This window comes from Ruegeria sp. CDSB029 (genome assembly GCF_059611125.1).
This window is the reverse complement of sequence record NZ_JBXWOX010000044.1, coordinates 1-15,069: the sequence shown is the minus strand read 5'-3', so window position 1 is coordinate 15,069 and position 15,069 is coordinate 1. Positions and strand designations below refer to the sequence as shown.

Here is a 15,069-nt window from a genome sequence, read left to right as displayed (position 1 = left end):
GCGCAAACAAACTCCCAGAACCAGAAGGCCTCACAGCCTGACCTGTTTCGTTAGGGCGCAAAAAATGCGCCCTAACGAAACTGATATTACCTTGTTTTAAAGAGCTTTCGGAATGGTCGCCTCAGAGCGCCAGATAGCCTATTCCGGCAAACGCAAGCAAACATCCAAGCCATTGGCGTGGCACCATCTTTTCACGCAAGACAGCCCAGGCCAACACAACCGTCAGCAGCCCAAAGACGGACGCTGTCACCGAGGCAAATTGTGCATTCGGCAACCCGCCCGCCGCGATCACGCAAAGGATGGCAACAGCATCCAGAACACCCATGACACAGAGAAGAGGCAGAGCCCGCCGCCCGGGCCAGATTGATCTCCGGGATGCCAGGGCGATCATGCCTAGGGCAAAAACTGCCGTCAGTCGAATAACCAGAGAGATTGAGTATTCGTCATTATGTTCGGTTGCATATTGTCCTAGCGCAAAGGTGGCGGCGAACCCGATTGCTGCAAGTATCGATAACACCACCGTCGGGCCAGCCGCTGGGTATTCGGTCGCGTCGCGTTCAGATTGGGCAGCCACAACAGAAACGCCAACACCAATCGCGATGATGGCAAGCCAGTGCAACGGGCTGACCGTTGCGCCGCGCCAGATGGCCAGTGAGACGGACAACACCGGATAGCTTGCAACAATCGGAGCAACCAGCCGGACCGGGCCGCGTTGAAAAGCGGCGTACATGCTGATGCCCGCCAACAGATAACACCCCCCTGCAGCAACAGCGCTGATCAATGCCGTGCCAGGAATCGGGTCGACTTCACCCATCATCGCAACCAGACCAAGTTGCAGCACTGCGCCCGAAACCAGCACAGCCATGAGCGAAGCAACCACACTGACAGACTGGCTGACATAGCGCACTGCCAGATCGTGTACCCCCCAGCAAAGTGCCGCCAAAAGGCCAAGCACCAGAGCGTTCATTCCGTCATCACCATCACTGATTTCACCTGGTTCCGCTTCTAAGTATGAGTATGTCAGAATGTCACTGTTGATAAACTTATTTTCCTGTTATGCAATATTGCAGGTGCCCGAGATATTGAAAGGCAGCACATGAAATCTGCGATGGAGCAACTTGGTGGTGAGACCCAACTGCGCGCTCTGGTCGAGCGTTTCTATGACCGGATGGAAACCGATCCGGCAGTGCATTCGTTGCACAGGCTGCATTTTCGAGGACATGGGCTGAACCACACCAGACTGGCTCAATTTGAATTTCTCAGCGGGTTTCTGGGCGGCCGCGCCTACTATCGTGAACGTTTCGGCCATATGGACCTGCGCGAAATCCATGCGCATATCCCCATCCGGAAGGCCGACGCAGAGCTTTGGCTGGACACTTTCGATGCCGCATTGGCGGATTGCGAATTGACCGGTCCGGTTGTGGAAAAGATGCGCGCGACGCTTCGCCGGGCTGCGCTTATGCTGGTTAATGACGTTCCAGATTGGCGGTTGGAAGCAGATGCCGGGTATACGTAAAGTCGCTTTGCGGCAATCACGGTAGTGTTCCGCGGTTCTGATCAAAGCCGATACCCATGACAAATGCCAAAATACGGTCGATTGAAATCATGCACCCACGTTCTGATGGTTTGCTTTTCGAACGTTAGCCAAGGAATGGCATTGACCTCCCAAACATCCATCGGGCCGCCCATTCCTAACAAAAGGTCAAAATCGTTCAGTTGCGGAACAGATTGCTCTTTGCAGAAATGTACGATCTGCGTGTCGTCTTGATGCTTGGTGATGTGGTCTCAAAACAAGCCGGGGCTCTGGCCTTGCGTATGCTGAAAAACGCGAACGTTCCTGGCGATACTCTTGGGGCCCGAAAATTTGAGCCGCAGCTTGTGCCGCGGCCCAGAAATGCAACCTTGCAACCCGACTTAGATGTCCAATGTGTTGTCTTTTTCCCAGCGCGAGAAATGGGAGACAAATGAGTTCCACTCCTGATGTTTCATCTTCAGGAACGCGGATGAGAACTCGGCACCCATCATTGCCTTCAGTTCTTTGTCCTTGTCGTATTCACGCAACGCATCAAGCATGTTCAAAGGCAGTTTCGGAGCACCACGAACCTTATGACCTTCGGCATACATATCGATATCCCAGCGTTTGCCTGGATCTGCCTTGGACCGGATGCCGGATAGCCCAGCCGCGATGATGACTGCCTGTAGCAGATACGGGTTGGTTGCCCCGTCTGGCAGGCGCAGCTCAAACCTGCCGGGGCCGGGAACGCGAACCATGTGCGTCCGGTTGTTGCCTGTCCAGGTCACTGTATTGGGCGCCCATGTTGCGCCCGACATTGTCCGCGGCGCGTTGATACGCTTGTAGCTGTTCACCGTGGGGTTGGTAATTGCCGCCAATGCTGAGGCGTGTTTCATGATACCGCCGAGGAAGTGTTTTCCGCGTTCGCCCAGCCCAACTTCACCGGTAGGGCCGTCGCCTTCGCCTGCAAAGACGTTGGTCTTGGCGGCGTCACCCGGCGCATCCCAGACCGAGATATGGGCATGACAGCCATTTCCGGTCAGACCTTCGACCGGTTTCGGCATGAAGGTGGCGCGCAGGCCGTGCTTTTCAGCAACCGACTTGGTCATGAATTTGAAGAACGAGTGCTTGTCGGCGGTGCGCAGCGCATCATCAAATTCCCAGTTCATCTCGAACTGGCCATTGGCGTCCTCGTGGTCGTTCTGGTAGGGGCCCCAGCCCAGTTCCAGCATGTAATCGCAGATCTCGCGTACCACATCATAGCGGCGCATTACGGCTTGTTGGTCATAACAGGGCTTTTCTGCTGTATCGAATGGGTCGCTGATTTGCTCGCCATCCGGGGTCAGCAAAAAGAACTCAGCCTCGATACCAGTTTTGACATGCATGCCTTCGCTTGCAGCTTCGTCAATCAACCGGCGCAAAACGTTGCGCGGGGCCTGCGCGACATCCTTGTCTTCCATCACGCAGTTGCCTGCAACCCAAGCCACTTCGGGCTTCCACGGCAGTTGAATGACCGAGGACGGATCAGGCACCGCAAGCATGTCGGGATGCGCTGGCGTCATGTCCAGCCACGTGGCGAACCCGGCGAATCCCGCTCCGTCCTCCTGCATATCGGCAATCGCCTGCGCGGGCACCAGTTTGGCCCGCTGTCCACCGAACAGATCGGTGAACGAGATCATGAAATACTTGACGCCTTTTTCTTTTGCGAAAGCTGCGAGATCTGTCGTCACGATTGCTTTCCTTTCCCTGTTGTTTTTTGGTTTGTCAAAGCAAAAACGCGGCCCCCATCAGGGAGCCGCGCAGCATCTATTCAGAACCCTTCCTTGCCGGGGTACCAACTGGTTCCCGCCAGCGGCACCCGCGCCATGGCGGCGGCCTCCATTGTCAGGGCACACAAGTCCTCGGGCTCGAGGTTGTGCAGATGGTTGTGACCACAGGCACGCGCAATGGTCTGCGCCTCAAGTGTCATAACTTTCAAGTAGTTCCGCAGCCTGCGGCCTGCATCAACCGGGTTCAAGCGTGCTGCCAAATCTGGGTCTTGCGTGGTGATACCCGCCGGGTCCTGGCCTTCATGCCAATCATCATATGCGCCGGTGGTGGTGCCTAGCTTCTGATACTCGGCCTCCCACTTGGGATCGTTGTCGCCCAGAGCCACCAATGCGGCGGTGCCTATGGCGACCGCATCTGCACCCAGCGCCAAAGCCTTAGCCACATCGGCCCCGGTGCGGATACCGCCCGAGATAACCAGCTGCACCTCTCGGTGCACGCCCAGATCCTGCAGTGCCTGAACGGCGGGGCGGATACAGGACAGCGTCGGCAGACCGACATGTTCGATGAAAACGTCCTGCGTGGCAGCGGTGCCGCCCTGCATCCCATCCATGACGACAACGTCGGCGCCAGCTTTCACGGCCAAAGCAGTGTCGTAGTAGGGGCGTGTTGCGCCAACTTTGACATAGATCGGCACTTGCCAGTCAGTGATCTCGCGCAGTTCGAGGATCTTGATCTCAAGATCGTCCGGGCCGGTCCAGTCGGGATGGCGACAGGCCGAGCGCTGGTCGATACCCTTGGGCAGGGTTCTCATCTCGGCCACGCGGTCGCTGATCTTCTGACCCAGCAGCATACCGCCGCCGCCGGGTTTAGCGCCTTGGCCAACCACAATCTCAATTGCATCAGCCTTGCGCAGATCGTTCGGGTTCATGCCGTAACGCGAAGGCAGGTATTGATACACCAGCTTGGTCGAATGGCCGCGTTCCTCTGGTGTCATGCCACCGTCACCGGTGGTGGTTGACGTGCCCGCTGCGGATGCGCCGCGGCCCAGAGCTTCTTTCGCCGGACCGGACAATGCGCCAAAGCTCATACCCGCAATGGTGATCGGGATATCCAGCTCGATCGGCTTTTTGGCAAAGCGGGTGCCCAACGTTACTGAGGTATCGCAACGTTCGCGATAACCCTCCAACGGATAGCGGGATACCGACGCACCCAGAAACAGCAGATCGTCGAAATGAGGTACTTTCCGTTTGGCTCCCCCACCTCGAATGTCATAGATGCCGGTCGCAGCGGCGCGACGGATCTCGGCATTGATCGGGTTGGAAAATGTCGCCGACTGGATCGGCAGGGTGCGGGGGATCTGATCGTCCATATCTTTCATACCCTTCTTCCTCAGTAAGCGGCGGCGTTATCAACGTCGAAATTATAAAGCTGACGGGCCGAACCATAGCGTTTGAACTCTTCTGGCTTGGCGTCGCTGCCCGCGCGGGCCAGAAGATCCCTCAGGATATCCAGATGCTCGGGACGCATGTCCTTCTCGATGCAATCGGCGCCGAGGCTCTTGACCGAACCACGCACGAACAGCCGGGCTTCGTAGAGTGAATCCCCCAGCGCATCCCCAGCGTCCCCGCAGACAACCAGATTGCCATCCTGTGCCATGAAGGCGGACATATGGCCGATGTTGCCATGCACGACGATATCGATCCCTTTCATTGAGATGCCGCAGCGCGAGCTGGCATTACCTTTGATCACCAGCAATCCGCCATGGCCGGTCGCTCCGGCGTATTGGCTGGCGTCACCATCGACGATGACCTGACCGGACATCATGTTTTCGGCAACGCCCGGACCAACAGAGCCTTCGACCTTTATGGTCGCCTGTTGGTTCATCCCGGCACAATAATACCCGGTCGAGCCTTTGACCGTCACCTCAATCGGCGCGTCTAGACCGACGGCGATTGCGTGGCTGCCTTTAGGGTTCACAATTTCCCATCGGGTTTGATTGGTCTCGGCGTTTTGTGCCTGCAGGGATGAGTTCAATCCGCGCAGCCCGTCTGCCTCTAGATCATAGGTCTGCATATCAGGCGGCCTTTTCGTGGGTTGTGGGGCTGTCGTTGTGCGACCAGAAATATACGGTGGAGGGTTCAGGTTCCCAAACCCGGGCGTCTTCAATGCCCGGCAGGTTTACCAAAGCACGGTATTCGCTGCCAAAGGCCACATATTGGTCTGTTTCGGCCATCACTGCAGGTTTGCATGCAATCGGGTCACGTACGACACCAAACCCGTCTTTGGTGCCAACAACAAAGGTGAAGAAACCGTCCAGATCATCAATGCTGGTCTCCAGAGCCTCACCCAGTGTCGCGCCGTTCATCATTTTCCAGGTTAGATATGCTGCACCCACTTCGGTGTCGTTCTCGGTCTGGATAACCACACCTTCACGGCGCAGTTTGCGGCGCAACGAGTTGTGGTTGGACAGCGATCCATTGTGGACCAGACACTGATCGGGGCCGGTGTTGAACGGATGTGCGCCCATTGTCGTCACGGCGGATTCGGTCGCCATACGAGTATGCCCAATGCCATGGGTGCCGCTCATACCGTTGAGGTTAAATCGGTCTGCAACATCCTTGGGCAGGCCAACTTCCTTGTAGATTTCGAGGCTTTCGCCGCGGCTCATGATCCGAACCGACGGGCGGATTTCGGCCAGCGCAGCGCGTGCGGCTTCGAACTGACCGGCGGGAATTTCAAGAACGGTGTGTGTGTCGTTGTTTGTCTGACCAACCGTTGCGCCCAGCTTTTCACCCAGCTCATCAGCCAGGCCGACAAAGTCAGCATCGGGGTTGGGCGACTGGACTGTAATCTTGGTTTTGCCTGCCGACTCTGCGCCATAGATCGCGATACCGGCACTATCGGGGCCGCGGTCTGTCATCGTAATCAGCATGTCCGTCAGCATGTTACCCAGTTGGGGCGCAAGAGACTGGTCTTTGAGGAATAATCCAACAATTCCGCACATGGCTGGCAGATCTCCTTGTGTGTTTCACTATGATTCGACGGTATCAACAAAACTGGGGGACATCAATAATAGTAGGAAAGTTTTTTTCCTAAGAGGCAATGGGCGCGATCTCTGATTTCACGCCCATTGCCAGCTCTTAAAGCTGGATCAATATCGTTCCAGCTGTGCCTTCACCTTCTCTTCGTCGCCAGTGTGGCGGGCCTTCTCAAGGTGTTCACCTTCCCGGACGAACTGGATGCGATGCCAGCCAATCCAGAAGACCACACCAATGATGACCATCAGAACTTCGTAACCTTGGAAGGGGTAGATCGGACCGACCTCGGCAAGATCGACAGCCCAGCTTGTGTATCCGTTCGTAGACATGTCTTTCTCCTTTACTTCGCTGCCGCGCCAGCACGGGCAGCCAATTCCTGTTTGTCAGCTTCGATGATCGCTGCCTTGGCATCTTCGTAGGCATGGTGCTCGGCGTAATCGAGGCCCTGCAGCTCAACCTCTTCCGGAATGCGCAGCACGCCCATTGAAGATTGAATCTTGGCCAGAGCCCATCCAGGCAGGAAGCCCAGAACAAAGAACATGATGACCGCGCCGGTGATCTGTCCGATCGGGTTGATTGTTGCGTATCCCTCGTATGGCGAAGATGGCACACCCCAGAGGACAAAGCCTGAAATCACCAGGCCAACAACCCCGGCATAACCGTGCACAGCAACGGCGCCCACCGCATCATCCAGCTTGAACCGGCGTTCAACCCAGTAGTGCAGCTTGTACACGATCACGACACCGATGGCGGCAATGATCATCGCTTGGATTGGGTGATACAGGTCGTTACCGGCCGAGGCGGTGATGATTCCGGCAAGCCCACCCGAGAAAGTCCAGAACGCATCACCCTTCGAGATCACGTAAGCAGCCATCAGACCGCCGGATAGCGACATGAGGAAGTTGAAGGTGATCGCCGACAGGGTCGTCGGAGCCAGATAGATATTGGTTGCTGTCCAGGTGACGCCGGTGATCTGCCCATCGATCCCTTCAGGTGAAATCACTGGCACGTTGCACGCGGCATAGAAGCCCCAGAAACCAGTGTAGATCAGGAAGATACCGATCGTCAGTAGCCACGGATTGTGCGGAGGAATGTCCCGTGGTGTACCGTCCTTGGCGAACTTGCCTAGGCGCGGGCCCAAAACCATGATCACACCCAATGCGTAACCGCCTGCAATTGCGTGAATTACACCGGAAGCATATGCATCATGGTAGCCGAGAATGCGAACCATCCAGCCGCCGTAGTGCCAGCCCCACGCAGCGTCGATGATCCACCAGACCGATCCGATCATGACCGCATGAACCCAGAGCGCCGAAGACCTGATCCGTTCGATCACGGAACCCGAAACGATCGAGGCCGCCGTCCAAGAGAACAGCAGGAATGCCGCCCAGAAAACGCCAGTGATTCTGTCACTAACATTGGTCGCCATCGTATCGGCCCAAGGCAGATTCGCTGCGCCCGCTTCAGTGTCCAGACCGCCCCAGAACGGAAAGTTTGGAAAAGCCCAGTAGATCCACCATCCAAAGAAGAAGAACGTGACCGTCACCAGAGGGATGATCATGATGTTTTTCATCAATGTGTGCATATGGTTACGGGCACGACTTGCGCCGACTTCGTACATGCAAAAGCCCACATGGATGAGGAACATGAAAACGACAGTTACCCAGTAGTAGAACTCGGTAAAGATCGTCGTGAGAGCATTTAAATTGCCATCCACTTCGTAGTCTCCCTGTTGTTGCAGCAGGAGGTCTCTCTGCGGAGTTTTCCTGCTGGGAAATTTTATCTACTCAGGGGACAATCTCGTGGGGCACCTGTCAATAGATATGTGGGGCAAACATCTTTAACGGTGGTGTCGCATTCTCAATTTGAAGGGTCGAAAACTGGCTTTTCTTCATGAAAATAAGGGGTTTCCTTCAACTCTAAGCCCCCGTCTATGGGTTCAGAAATTGAAGGCAAATATTCCCATCAGGAAAATATTCTGCACAGAGGTGTTGATTTTCAATCTGACATCAGCCTCAATATGGCAACAAAAAGCAATCAACGGGAGAGCTGAACCATGGCCATTCTTTGGAGGACGTCCGCCCTTGCGCAGCGCCATGCCGAGATCGGCGGCGAACTTGAGGACTGGAACGGCATGGGAACCGCATGGTTCTACGACCACAGCCCAGAGCGCGCCAAAGCTGACTATGAAGCAATTCGAACCAAAGCTGGCCTCATGGATGTTTCCGGCCTGAAAAAGGTTCACGTGGTCGGCGAAGATGCCGCATATGTCATTGATCGGGTCACCACGCGGAACGTGGAAAAGATCATGCCGGGTCGTTCGACCTATGCCTCGATCCTGAATGCTGAAGGCAAATTCGTTGACGATTGCATCATCTATCGCTTGTCGGTGAACACATGGCTTGTGGTGCACGGAACCGGTACGGGCATGGAGCAGCTGACGTCTGTGGCGGCGGGCAAAAACTGCGCGGTCATTTTTGACGACGACATGCACGACATGTCGCTGCAGGGACCGGTGGCCGTTGATTTCCTGGCCAAGCACATTCCCGGAATTCGTGATCTGGCTTATTTTGGGATCATGCAAACCAAACTCTATGGCTGCCCGGTGATGATTTCGCGGACCGGCTACACCGGTGAGCGCGGGTACGAAATTTTCTGTCAGGCCAAGCACGCAGTACACCTGTGGGACAACATTCTGGCCGAGGGCAAAGACATGGGCATCGTGCCGGTCCAGTTCTCGACGCTTGATCTGCTGCGCACCGAAAGCTATCTGCTGTTTTACCCCGGAGATAACTCGGAAACCTACCCGTTCGACGACGAAACATGCGGTGATACGCTTTGGGAACTGGGTTTGGAATTCACTGTGTCACCCGGGAAAACCGGCTTTATCGGGGCCGAGAACCACTATGCTTCGCAAGGCAAAGAACGGTTCAAGATCTACGGCGTCAAACTTGACGGCACGACCCCTGCGGACGAGGGCGCGGATCTGCTGCAAAATGGTGAAAAGGTCGGCGTTGTCACCTTCGGCATGTATTCCGAAATCAATGGGCACAATGTTGGTATCGCCCGTATGCCGGTTGCGTGTGCCTCACCGGGCACCCAACTGACGGTCCGCAACGGCGATGGGACAGAAATAGCAGCGACTGCGGAAGAGATGCCGTTCTACGATCAGGACAAATCGATCAGAACCGCAAAGGGCTGAGTTTAAGGGGGCGCAACGGACACACCGTGGCGCCCTTTTCCTATTTGAGGGCACAATGTCAAAGTTCGAATTTCCCAAGTCAATCGCAAGCCGCCCGGTCTGGGGCACGCTAGAGGTCCGCCCGGGCGAAAACCATCTCATGATCGCTGAGGCCGAAGGGGCCGAAGCCGTTCTTGACATCGCGACACCCGACCTGATGGCCAAAACCCATCTGATCTACATTCCCAAGGGAACGGATTACGTTGAGCGACTGCAGGCAGCGAAGCCTGCGCAATTCTACGAAGGTCCATCCTATGAGGCCTCGCTGCAGCGCATTCGCCGCGTTTTGGAAGATGCTCATATGGGGTTGCAGGTCTATCTGACCGGTTCAGAGGGCATGATGGGTCAGGCCATGAACGAAGTGATGGCGGTTGGCCTGCCGCACACGGCGATCCAGACAGAACATCGCGGTTCGGTTGCACGCCGTATGCAATGCGTGCATTGCAAGGGCATCACCGAAGATGTCGAGGTTGATCCGTTTGTCTGCGCGCATTGCGGGCTGAACCTGTTTGTGCGCGATCACTATTCCCGCCGTCTTGCCGCCTATCAGGGGGTCCGTGTCGATGCCGAAGACCATGGCAACGTGCCCGAGCCGAAAGGGATTTACGAATGAGCGGTGCCGAGAAAATCCAGGTCAAAGTGACTGAAATCACCCCGCTGAACGAGTTGGTAACGCGATTCCGGTTTGAACGTGTTGACGGCGGACAATTGCCAACTTTTTCGGGCGGTGCGCATACCGTTGTCGAAATGCAGGACGGCGGTATCACCCGCTTAAATCCATATTCGCTGATGTCGGATCCGTTTGATCGGTCGTCCTATACGATCTCGGTTCGGCGCGATGACGAGGGCAGGGGTGGTTCACTGTTCATGCACCGCCAGGTCAAGCTGGGTGATGAGATGATCATCAGCTATCCGGTCAACTTGTTTTCACTGGACCTGCGCGCCCGCAAGCACCTGTTTCTGGCCGGTGGCATCGGGATCACCCCGTTTCTAGCGCAGATCAAACAACTTGAACTGCTGCACGGACATTGGGAGCTGCACTATGCCTGCCGCAATCACGCGCTGGCATCTTATGCGGACCAACTGACCGACCGGCATCCAAATGAGACGCATCTGTACTACGACGACCAGAACCAGCAGATTGATCTGGAGAACCTCCTGAGCGGGCAACCTCTGGGCACACATGTCTATGTCTGTGGTCCCAAGGGCATGATCAACTGGGTACGTAATACCGCAGCCGCCGAAGGCTGGCCCGAGGATTGCGTGCATTACGAAGAGTTTCTGGCCCCACAGCCCGGTAAACCGTTCGAAGTGCGTCTGGCAGCCTCAGACAAAGTCGTTCATGTCGGTGAAAACGAAAGCCTGCTGGAAGCCATTGAACGTGAAGGTGTGGATGCGCCGTATCTGTGCCGTGGCGGCGCCTGCGGTCAGTGCGAAACCGTGGTGCTGGATCACGACGGCAACTTTGTGCACCGCGATCACTGGCTGACCGACGAAGAAAAGGCATCGGGCAAGAAAATCATGCCCTGCGTATCGCGTTTCGAGGGCAAGTCCCTCGTGCTGGACCGCTGAGAGGAGGCCCATCATGACCATTCAATTCAACGACGAGTCCTTCCGAGACGACTATACGTTCCACAACTCGGAATGGGCGATCAAACGCTTTCCGTTCCCATTCCACGAAGACAGCTACATGTACTCGGTCAACATGGAACAGCATCGCGGTGGTCCCGAGGGCTCGGTCTATGAAATGCGGTTCGATGTGGACGAGCACTACGTCTCAGAGATGAAAGATCGCGCAATGGTTCTGGATCAGGACCCGCTGCGTTGTCAGTCGTTGCCGCATATGACATTGGCCGGTTGGGACTTGCTGGAACTGATCATGGTTAGCAAGTCCGAGGATTACCCGGACCTGTTCGAGCTGCATCGCAACGGCAATCAGTGGCGCTGGATCAACAAGCCGCTGGGGATTGATCACAGCTTTACCTTCATGGATGAAACCACGCTGCCTTATGGGCCGATGGAATACATCACGCGACAGGCTCAGGGCGATTTCGCTGTGCTGGATCAGCGTGATGAGATGCTGTGGATGGATGCTGGTATGGTGACGACGCAAGCCGATTGGAGTCTTGATTTCGACATCGGCATGAACTTTTTCGAATGGCACGCGCCGGTTCCGAAGGCCCATGAAATGGGTATTTTCCAGCGCGCGCTGAAGTTCTTGCTGAATATCCAGCAGGGCGCCCCTGCGCGGCGTCTCAACTGGACCATGACGGTGAACCCTTTGCTGGATACAAGCCCGGAAAACTATCACAAATGGGGGATCCAAAAGACCACGCTGACGCCCGAAAACATCGCCCACAAGCAGCATCTGCGGGTCGAGTTGCAGACGTTCTTCCGTCTGCCGCGCTCCAATGCGCTGGTGTTCCCGATCCGCTGCTATCTGTGCAGTTTTCAGGATCTGATGACTGTTCCCAAATGGGGCCGTCGTCTGCACCGGGTTATTCGAGACCTGCCTGAAGAGCTGGCGACTTACAAAGGGTTCATCGACAACCGTCCGATGATGCTGGACTATCTCGGCCAGTTTGACGACGGATTGCCCACATCGCCGGGGATTTGGCCGGATCTGGAAACGGAACCGCCTTTGTCGAAGTGAGCATTGTGAAGCGCCCTTGCTCAAATGACTGATCCGAACATCACGCCTTGGCTCATTCCGAGAGATGACTTTGCGTTGTATGACGCGCTTGCGCTGCTTCGCGCGTCATTTCAATTCATGGATGCCCGGATCGACCCCCCGTCTTCTATCCATAGGCTGACGGTAGAAGGGATGCGGGCGCATTGTCAGGACGGTGGTGAAATCTGGGCCATCGGCCGACCGCTATTCGCATGTATGTTTCTGACGCCCAAACCTGACTGCCTGTACGTGGGGAAGCTTGCAGTTCAGGAAGGACTGCGGGGGCAAGGTATCTGCCGCATGTTGGTGGATCATGCTGCAAGCCGTGCAACTGAGCTTGGTCTGCCTGCGCTGGAGCTGGAAATGCGTGTGGAACTCTCTGAAAACCATCGTGTGTTTTCAAGACTTGGATTTACGATCGTCGGTACAGGCAGCCATGAAGGCTATGACAGACCCACGGATTTCCTATTGCGCAAACCGATCAGTTTGCCTGCGGATAGCTGATCACTGATATGTAACGGGCCGGCAGATTAACCAACCGTTCCGGACCATGGGGCGCGTCCGCATCAAAGAACAGGGTGTCACCTGGTTTCAGGGGGTAGATCTGGTCCCCATGGCGGTAATCTACTTCGCCTTCCAGCATGTAAATCGTCTCAATGCCACCATGTTGAAATGTTGGAAACACGTCGGATTTAGCGGTTAGAGTGATCAAGTAGGGTTCGACAATTACGCCTGATCCGTTGGCGCCGATATGCCCTAACAGATTGTATTGATGGTTTGCGCGTGTTCCTTCACGCTCCAGCTCCACGCCTTCACCAGCTTTTGTATGAACCGCCTCACGGCGTTCTTCGAACTGTCTGAAGAAGCTTGTCAAAGGAACCGAAAGTGCATCCGCCAGCGACTGCAAGGTCGTCAAGGACGGTGACGTGTTTCCGTTTTCGATCTTGGATAGCATGCCAATCGACAATCCGGTTAGCTGGGCCAGCTCCGCGACGGTTATTTCCTGCTGCTTGCGAAAGGCACGAACCTCGCGGCCGATGGCAACTTCAAGAACTTTTTCTCTGTTACCCGAACGAACGGAATGTGGGTCCTGAGTCAGATTTGCCGCCATTTCTTTGTCGCGTTTTTTCAATTTTACTCTTTCAATGTCTTGCTACACTTGTCCAAACTGGTTCTGCAAGCAGGAGCAGCGGAAAACCCATTCCATTCGAAGTATCATAGCACCTAATTTTTCCTGATAGTAAAATAATCATGCTGACAGAAAAAAGACCAGAGATCAGAATTCCACGGTTTGATGGCTTTTCGATGGGGAGCCTGACATCGTTGATCGAATCTCTGCGTATCGCAACGATCGCGCCCGGCATTGAGCATTTCTACTGATCGCTTGTGACCGAAAGAGGCAAAAAAGTCACCTGCAGCGCCAATGCCGGGTTGGAGGTTGGAACATATGTATTGGATCGCCGATCGACGGACATTCTTTTCCAGCATAGCAGTCCGACCTCGGGTTTAAGCGATTGTAGTCAGGAAAACAGAATGCCACTTACCCTTTTAGGGCACGGAATTATTTTGGGCGCTTTTTCATTAGGGCGATCTGATCTTTTTACCAATATTTCCCTTGGTTCAAGGCACATAGCTAGGAAGTGACGAGTGCAGCCAAAACGATTGCCGAGAGAAAGACTTTTGGGCATCTGTCGTAGCGTGTCGCCACTCGTCGCCATGCCTTGAGCCTACCGAGCATGATCTTAATGTGATTGCGCGGTTTGTAGCGGCGCTTATCACTTCGCGCGGGCCGCTTGTGTTGTTTCCAGCCCGGGATACATGCGCACAGCCCGTTTGATATCTTTGACGATCTTCTCGCCAGGGCTCTTCCTTGTCTTTCTTATCATCCACTCCTCAGTGGTTGCGATGAGCCAAGGACTCTTTCTTATCAAATACGGCTATATGGAACCAAAAGCGCTGACGCCAGAAACGGCCCGACATACCACAACAACCTCATCGAGGTGCCAGACGTCGCCTGTACGACCCTGTCGGCCTCGCAACAACATCTCCTCAAATTTGCGCAAGCTCAGATTGAAGCAAGTTTACAATCACACCGCGCGCGCAATGATCTGGCCAGGAAACCGGTGACGTTTGTAGCTGATGGATTTTGAATCCCCCGACGCCAACTACGTCCAAATCCAGGTTTGAGCAACCACTCCAGAGATACCGTGGCAAAACCATCTGCTTTACTCAGCATAGTTGGGCATGGCTCGACGGCGCACGAAAGTTCGCAACTCTTTCATTGATGCGATTGCCCCAATCAGAAAGGCGACGGATAAAACCGCGCCCCAGTAGGTCTGTGAAATAATACTCACCTGCAACGTTTCATTTGTTCGAACGCCACTGACTGCCAAAAACAAAAGCGTAAAAATCGAAGGTAAAATGGTCGGTGAAAGTGAAAAATTGGTGCGCCGGCGTAATAGGACCAGAGAGACAATTGCGCTGACAAGCTCTGCAGCTATACCTATCCAGATAACCGACAAAATATTGCCTTGGTGGTACGCCGCATGCCACACGAGAGGTAAAGCGCTCACACGGACGATATTGGCGATCATGGCGTTTTCAGTTCGAGCTTTTGCGACTGCCATAGTGGTGCTGCCACTGCGCGACGCTCGAATTCCCTGCATGATGGCAAGCCATGCGAGAATGGGAATGACCGCTGCATACCTGTCCCCAAGCGCGAGACTTACAAACGGCTCGCCGAAAAAAATGATGCAAACGGGTTCTGTCGCAAACTTTTCAGATGGCAGAGCATTAGTGGAATTGGTGAGCGGTTTACCCTGCCAGTTGGGCGAAC

15 protein-coding genes and 1 pseudogene are annotated in these 15,069 nt (G+C 55.1%); 6 read left to right on the top strand and 10 right to left on the bottom strand.

All coding sequences use genetic code 11. From position 1 onward, the window contains the following. Positions 1-121: 121 nt before the first annotated feature. The gene (locus AC2FI8_RS24160; RefSeq protein WP_496781207.1) at positions 122-967 is read right to left on the bottom strand and encodes an EamA family transporter; all 846 of its coding nucleotides are present in this window, start codon (positions 965-967) and stop codon (positions 122-124) included. 129 nt (positions 968-1,096) lie between these two features. On the opposite strand from AC2FI8_RS24160, the gene AC2FI8_RS24155 reads away from it, so the two are divergent. After that, a complete protein-coding gene (locus AC2FI8_RS24155) occupies positions 1,097-1,516 on the top strand; it encodes a group II truncated hemoglobin (RefSeq protein ID WP_496781206.1) in 420 nt (139 codons plus the stop codon). Positions 1,517-1,914: 398 nt separating this feature from the next. Here AC2FI8_RS24155 and glnT read toward each other — a convergent pair whose 3' ends face one another. The 6 genes from glnT to AC2FI8_RS24125 form a co-directional block, all read right to left on the bottom strand. Then, entirely contained in the window at positions 1,915-3,243 is a 1,329-nt protein-coding gene (gene glnT, locus AC2FI8_RS24150) for a type III glutamate--ammonia ligase (protein WP_496781205.1), read from the bottom strand. Between the two features lie 80 nt (positions 3,244-3,323). Continuing rightward, the gene (locus tag AC2FI8_RS24145; protein WP_496741962.1) at positions 3,324-4,652 is read right to left on the bottom strand and encodes an FMN-binding glutamate synthase family protein; all 1,329 of its coding nucleotides are present in this window, start codon (positions 4,650-4,652) and stop codon (positions 3,324-3,326) included. Positions 4,653-4,672: 20 nt separating this feature from the next. Beyond that, the gene (locus AC2FI8_RS24140; protein ID WP_108861026.1) at positions 4,673-5,356 is read right to left on the bottom strand and encodes a GltB/FmdC/FwdC-like GXGXG domain-containing protein; all 684 of its coding nucleotides are present in this window, start codon (positions 5,354-5,356) and stop codon (positions 4,673-4,675) included. A gap of 1 nt (position 5,357) precedes the next feature. Beyond that, positions 5,358-6,287 (bottom strand): class II glutamine amidotransferase, encoded by a 930-nt coding sequence (locus AC2FI8_RS24135; RefSeq protein ID WP_496700129.1) that lies wholly within the window; start codon positions 6,285-6,287, stop codon positions 5,358-5,360. Between the two features lie 147 nt (positions 6,288-6,434). Then, positions 6,435-6,650 carry a hypothetical protein gene (locus AC2FI8_RS24130; RefSeq protein ID WP_108861028.1) on the bottom strand — a complete coding sequence of 72 codons (216 nt, stop codon included), beginning with the start codon at positions 6,648-6,650 and terminating at the stop codon, positions 6,435-6,437. Positions 6,651-6,661: 11 nt separating this feature from the next. Then, positions 6,662-8,038, bottom strand: a complete 1,377-nt coding sequence (locus tag AC2FI8_RS24125; RefSeq protein ID WP_496781204.1) for an ammonium transporter — start codon at positions 8,036-8,038, stop codon at positions 6,662-6,664. A gap of 339 nt (positions 8,039-8,377) precedes the next feature. On the opposite strand from AC2FI8_RS24125, the gene AC2FI8_RS24120 reads away from it, so the two are divergent. Genes AC2FI8_RS24120 through AC2FI8_RS24100 form a run of 5 tightly spaced genes read left to right on the top strand, consistent with a single transcriptional unit; the run spans position 8,378 to position 12,737 of the window. Then, positions 8,378-9,523, top strand: coding sequence for an aminomethyl transferase family protein (locus AC2FI8_RS24120; RefSeq protein WP_496741948.1), 1,146 nt, complete (start codon positions 8,378-8,380; stop codon positions 9,521-9,523). Positions 9,524-9,578: 55 nt separating this feature from the next. Next, entirely contained in the window at positions 9,579-10,175 is a 597-nt protein-coding gene (locus AC2FI8_RS24115) for a dimethylamine monooxygenase subunit DmmA family protein (protein ID WP_496781203.1), read from the top strand. After that, the gene (locus AC2FI8_RS24110) at positions 10,172-11,134 is read left to right on the top strand and encodes a PDR/VanB family oxidoreductase (protein ID WP_496781202.1); all 963 of its coding nucleotides are present in this window, start codon (positions 10,172-10,174) and stop codon (positions 11,132-11,134) included. Before AC2FI8_RS24115 ends, AC2FI8_RS24110 begins: the two co-directional genes overlap by 4 nt. Positions 11,135-11,147: 13 nt before the next feature. Beyond that, the gene (locus AC2FI8_RS24105) at positions 11,148-12,215 is read left to right on the top strand and encodes a heme-dependent oxidative N-demethylase family protein (RefSeq protein WP_496781201.1); all 1,068 of its coding nucleotides are present in this window, start codon (positions 11,148-11,150) and stop codon (positions 12,213-12,215) included. Between the two features lie 24 nt (positions 12,216-12,239). After that, positions 12,240-12,737, top strand: coding sequence for a GNAT family N-acetyltransferase (locus AC2FI8_RS24100; RefSeq protein WP_496781200.1), 498 nt, complete (start codon positions 12,240-12,242; stop codon positions 12,735-12,737). On the opposite strand, the gene AC2FI8_RS24095 is transcribed toward AC2FI8_RS24100, so the two are convergent. The 3 genes and pseudogenes from AC2FI8_RS24095 to AC2FI8_RS24085 all read right to left on the bottom strand — a co-directional run. Continuing rightward, positions 12,715-13,344 carry a helix-turn-helix domain-containing protein gene (locus tag AC2FI8_RS24095; RefSeq protein WP_496781208.1) on the bottom strand — a complete coding sequence of 210 codons (630 nt, stop codon included), beginning with the start codon at positions 13,342-13,344 and terminating at the stop codon, positions 12,715-12,717. The two genes, AC2FI8_RS24100 and AC2FI8_RS24095, sit on opposite strands and share 23 nt — an antisense overlap. A 522-nt stretch (positions 13,345-13,866) precedes the next feature. Continuing rightward, positions 13,867-14,058, bottom strand: a pseudogene (locus AC2FI8_RS24090) (IS5/IS1182 family transposase); the annotation flags it as partial. A gap of 400 nt (positions 14,059-14,458) precedes the next feature. Continuing rightward, positions 14,459-15,069 (bottom strand): hypothetical protein (locus tag AC2FI8_RS24085; RefSeq protein ID WP_496781199.1); only part of this gene is annotated, 611 nt, incomplete at its 5' end.

What these genes read in the sequence shown, in the direction of transcription:
- AC2FI8_RS24160 (WP_496781207.1), bottom strand. Translation starts at nt 967, where the DNA reads ATGAACGCTCTGGTGCTTGGCCTTTTGGCGGCACTTTGCTGGGGGGTA.
- AC2FI8_RS24155 (WP_496781206.1), top strand. Translation starts at nt 1,097, where the DNA reads ATGAAATCTGCGATGGAGCAACTTGGTGGTGAGACCCAACTGCGCGCT.
- AC2FI8_RS24145 (WP_496741962.1), bottom strand. Translation starts at nt 4,652, where the DNA reads ATGGACGATCAGATCCCCCGCACCCTGCCGATCCAGTCGGCGACATTT.
- AC2FI8_RS24140 (WP_108861026.1), bottom strand. Translation starts at nt 5,356, where the DNA reads ATGCAGACCTATGATCTAGAGGCAGACGGGCTGCGCGGATTGAACTCA.
- AC2FI8_RS24135 (WP_496700129.1), bottom strand. Translation starts at nt 6,287, where the DNA reads ATGTGCGGAATTGTTGGATTATTCCTCAAAGACCAGTCTCTTGCGCCC.
- AC2FI8_RS24130 (WP_108861028.1), bottom strand. Translation starts at nt 6,650, where the DNA reads ATGTCTACGAACGGATACACAAGCTGGGCTGTCGATCTTGCCGAGGTC.
- AC2FI8_RS24120 (WP_496741948.1), top strand. Translation starts at nt 8,378, where the DNA reads ATGGCCATTCTTTGGAGGACGTCCGCCCTTGCGCAGCGCCATGCCGAG.
- AC2FI8_RS24115 (WP_496781203.1), top strand. Translation starts at nt 9,579, where the DNA reads ATGTCAAAGTTCGAATTTCCCAAGTCAATCGCAAGCCGCCCGGTCTGG.
- AC2FI8_RS24110 (WP_496781202.1), top strand. Translation starts at nt 10,172, where the DNA reads ATGAGCGGTGCCGAGAAAATCCAGGTCAAAGTGACTGAAATCACCCCG.
- AC2FI8_RS24105 (WP_496781201.1), top strand. Translation starts at nt 11,148, where the DNA reads ATGACCATTCAATTCAACGACGAGTCCTTCCGAGACGACTATACGTTC.
- AC2FI8_RS24100 (WP_496781200.1), top strand. Translation starts at nt 12,240, where the DNA reads ATGACTGATCCGAACATCACGCCTTGGCTCATTCCGAGAGATGACTTT.
- AC2FI8_RS24095 (WP_496781208.1), bottom strand. Translation starts at nt 13,344, where the DNA reads ATGGCGGCAAATCTGACTCAGGACCCACATTCCGTTCGTTCGGGTAAC.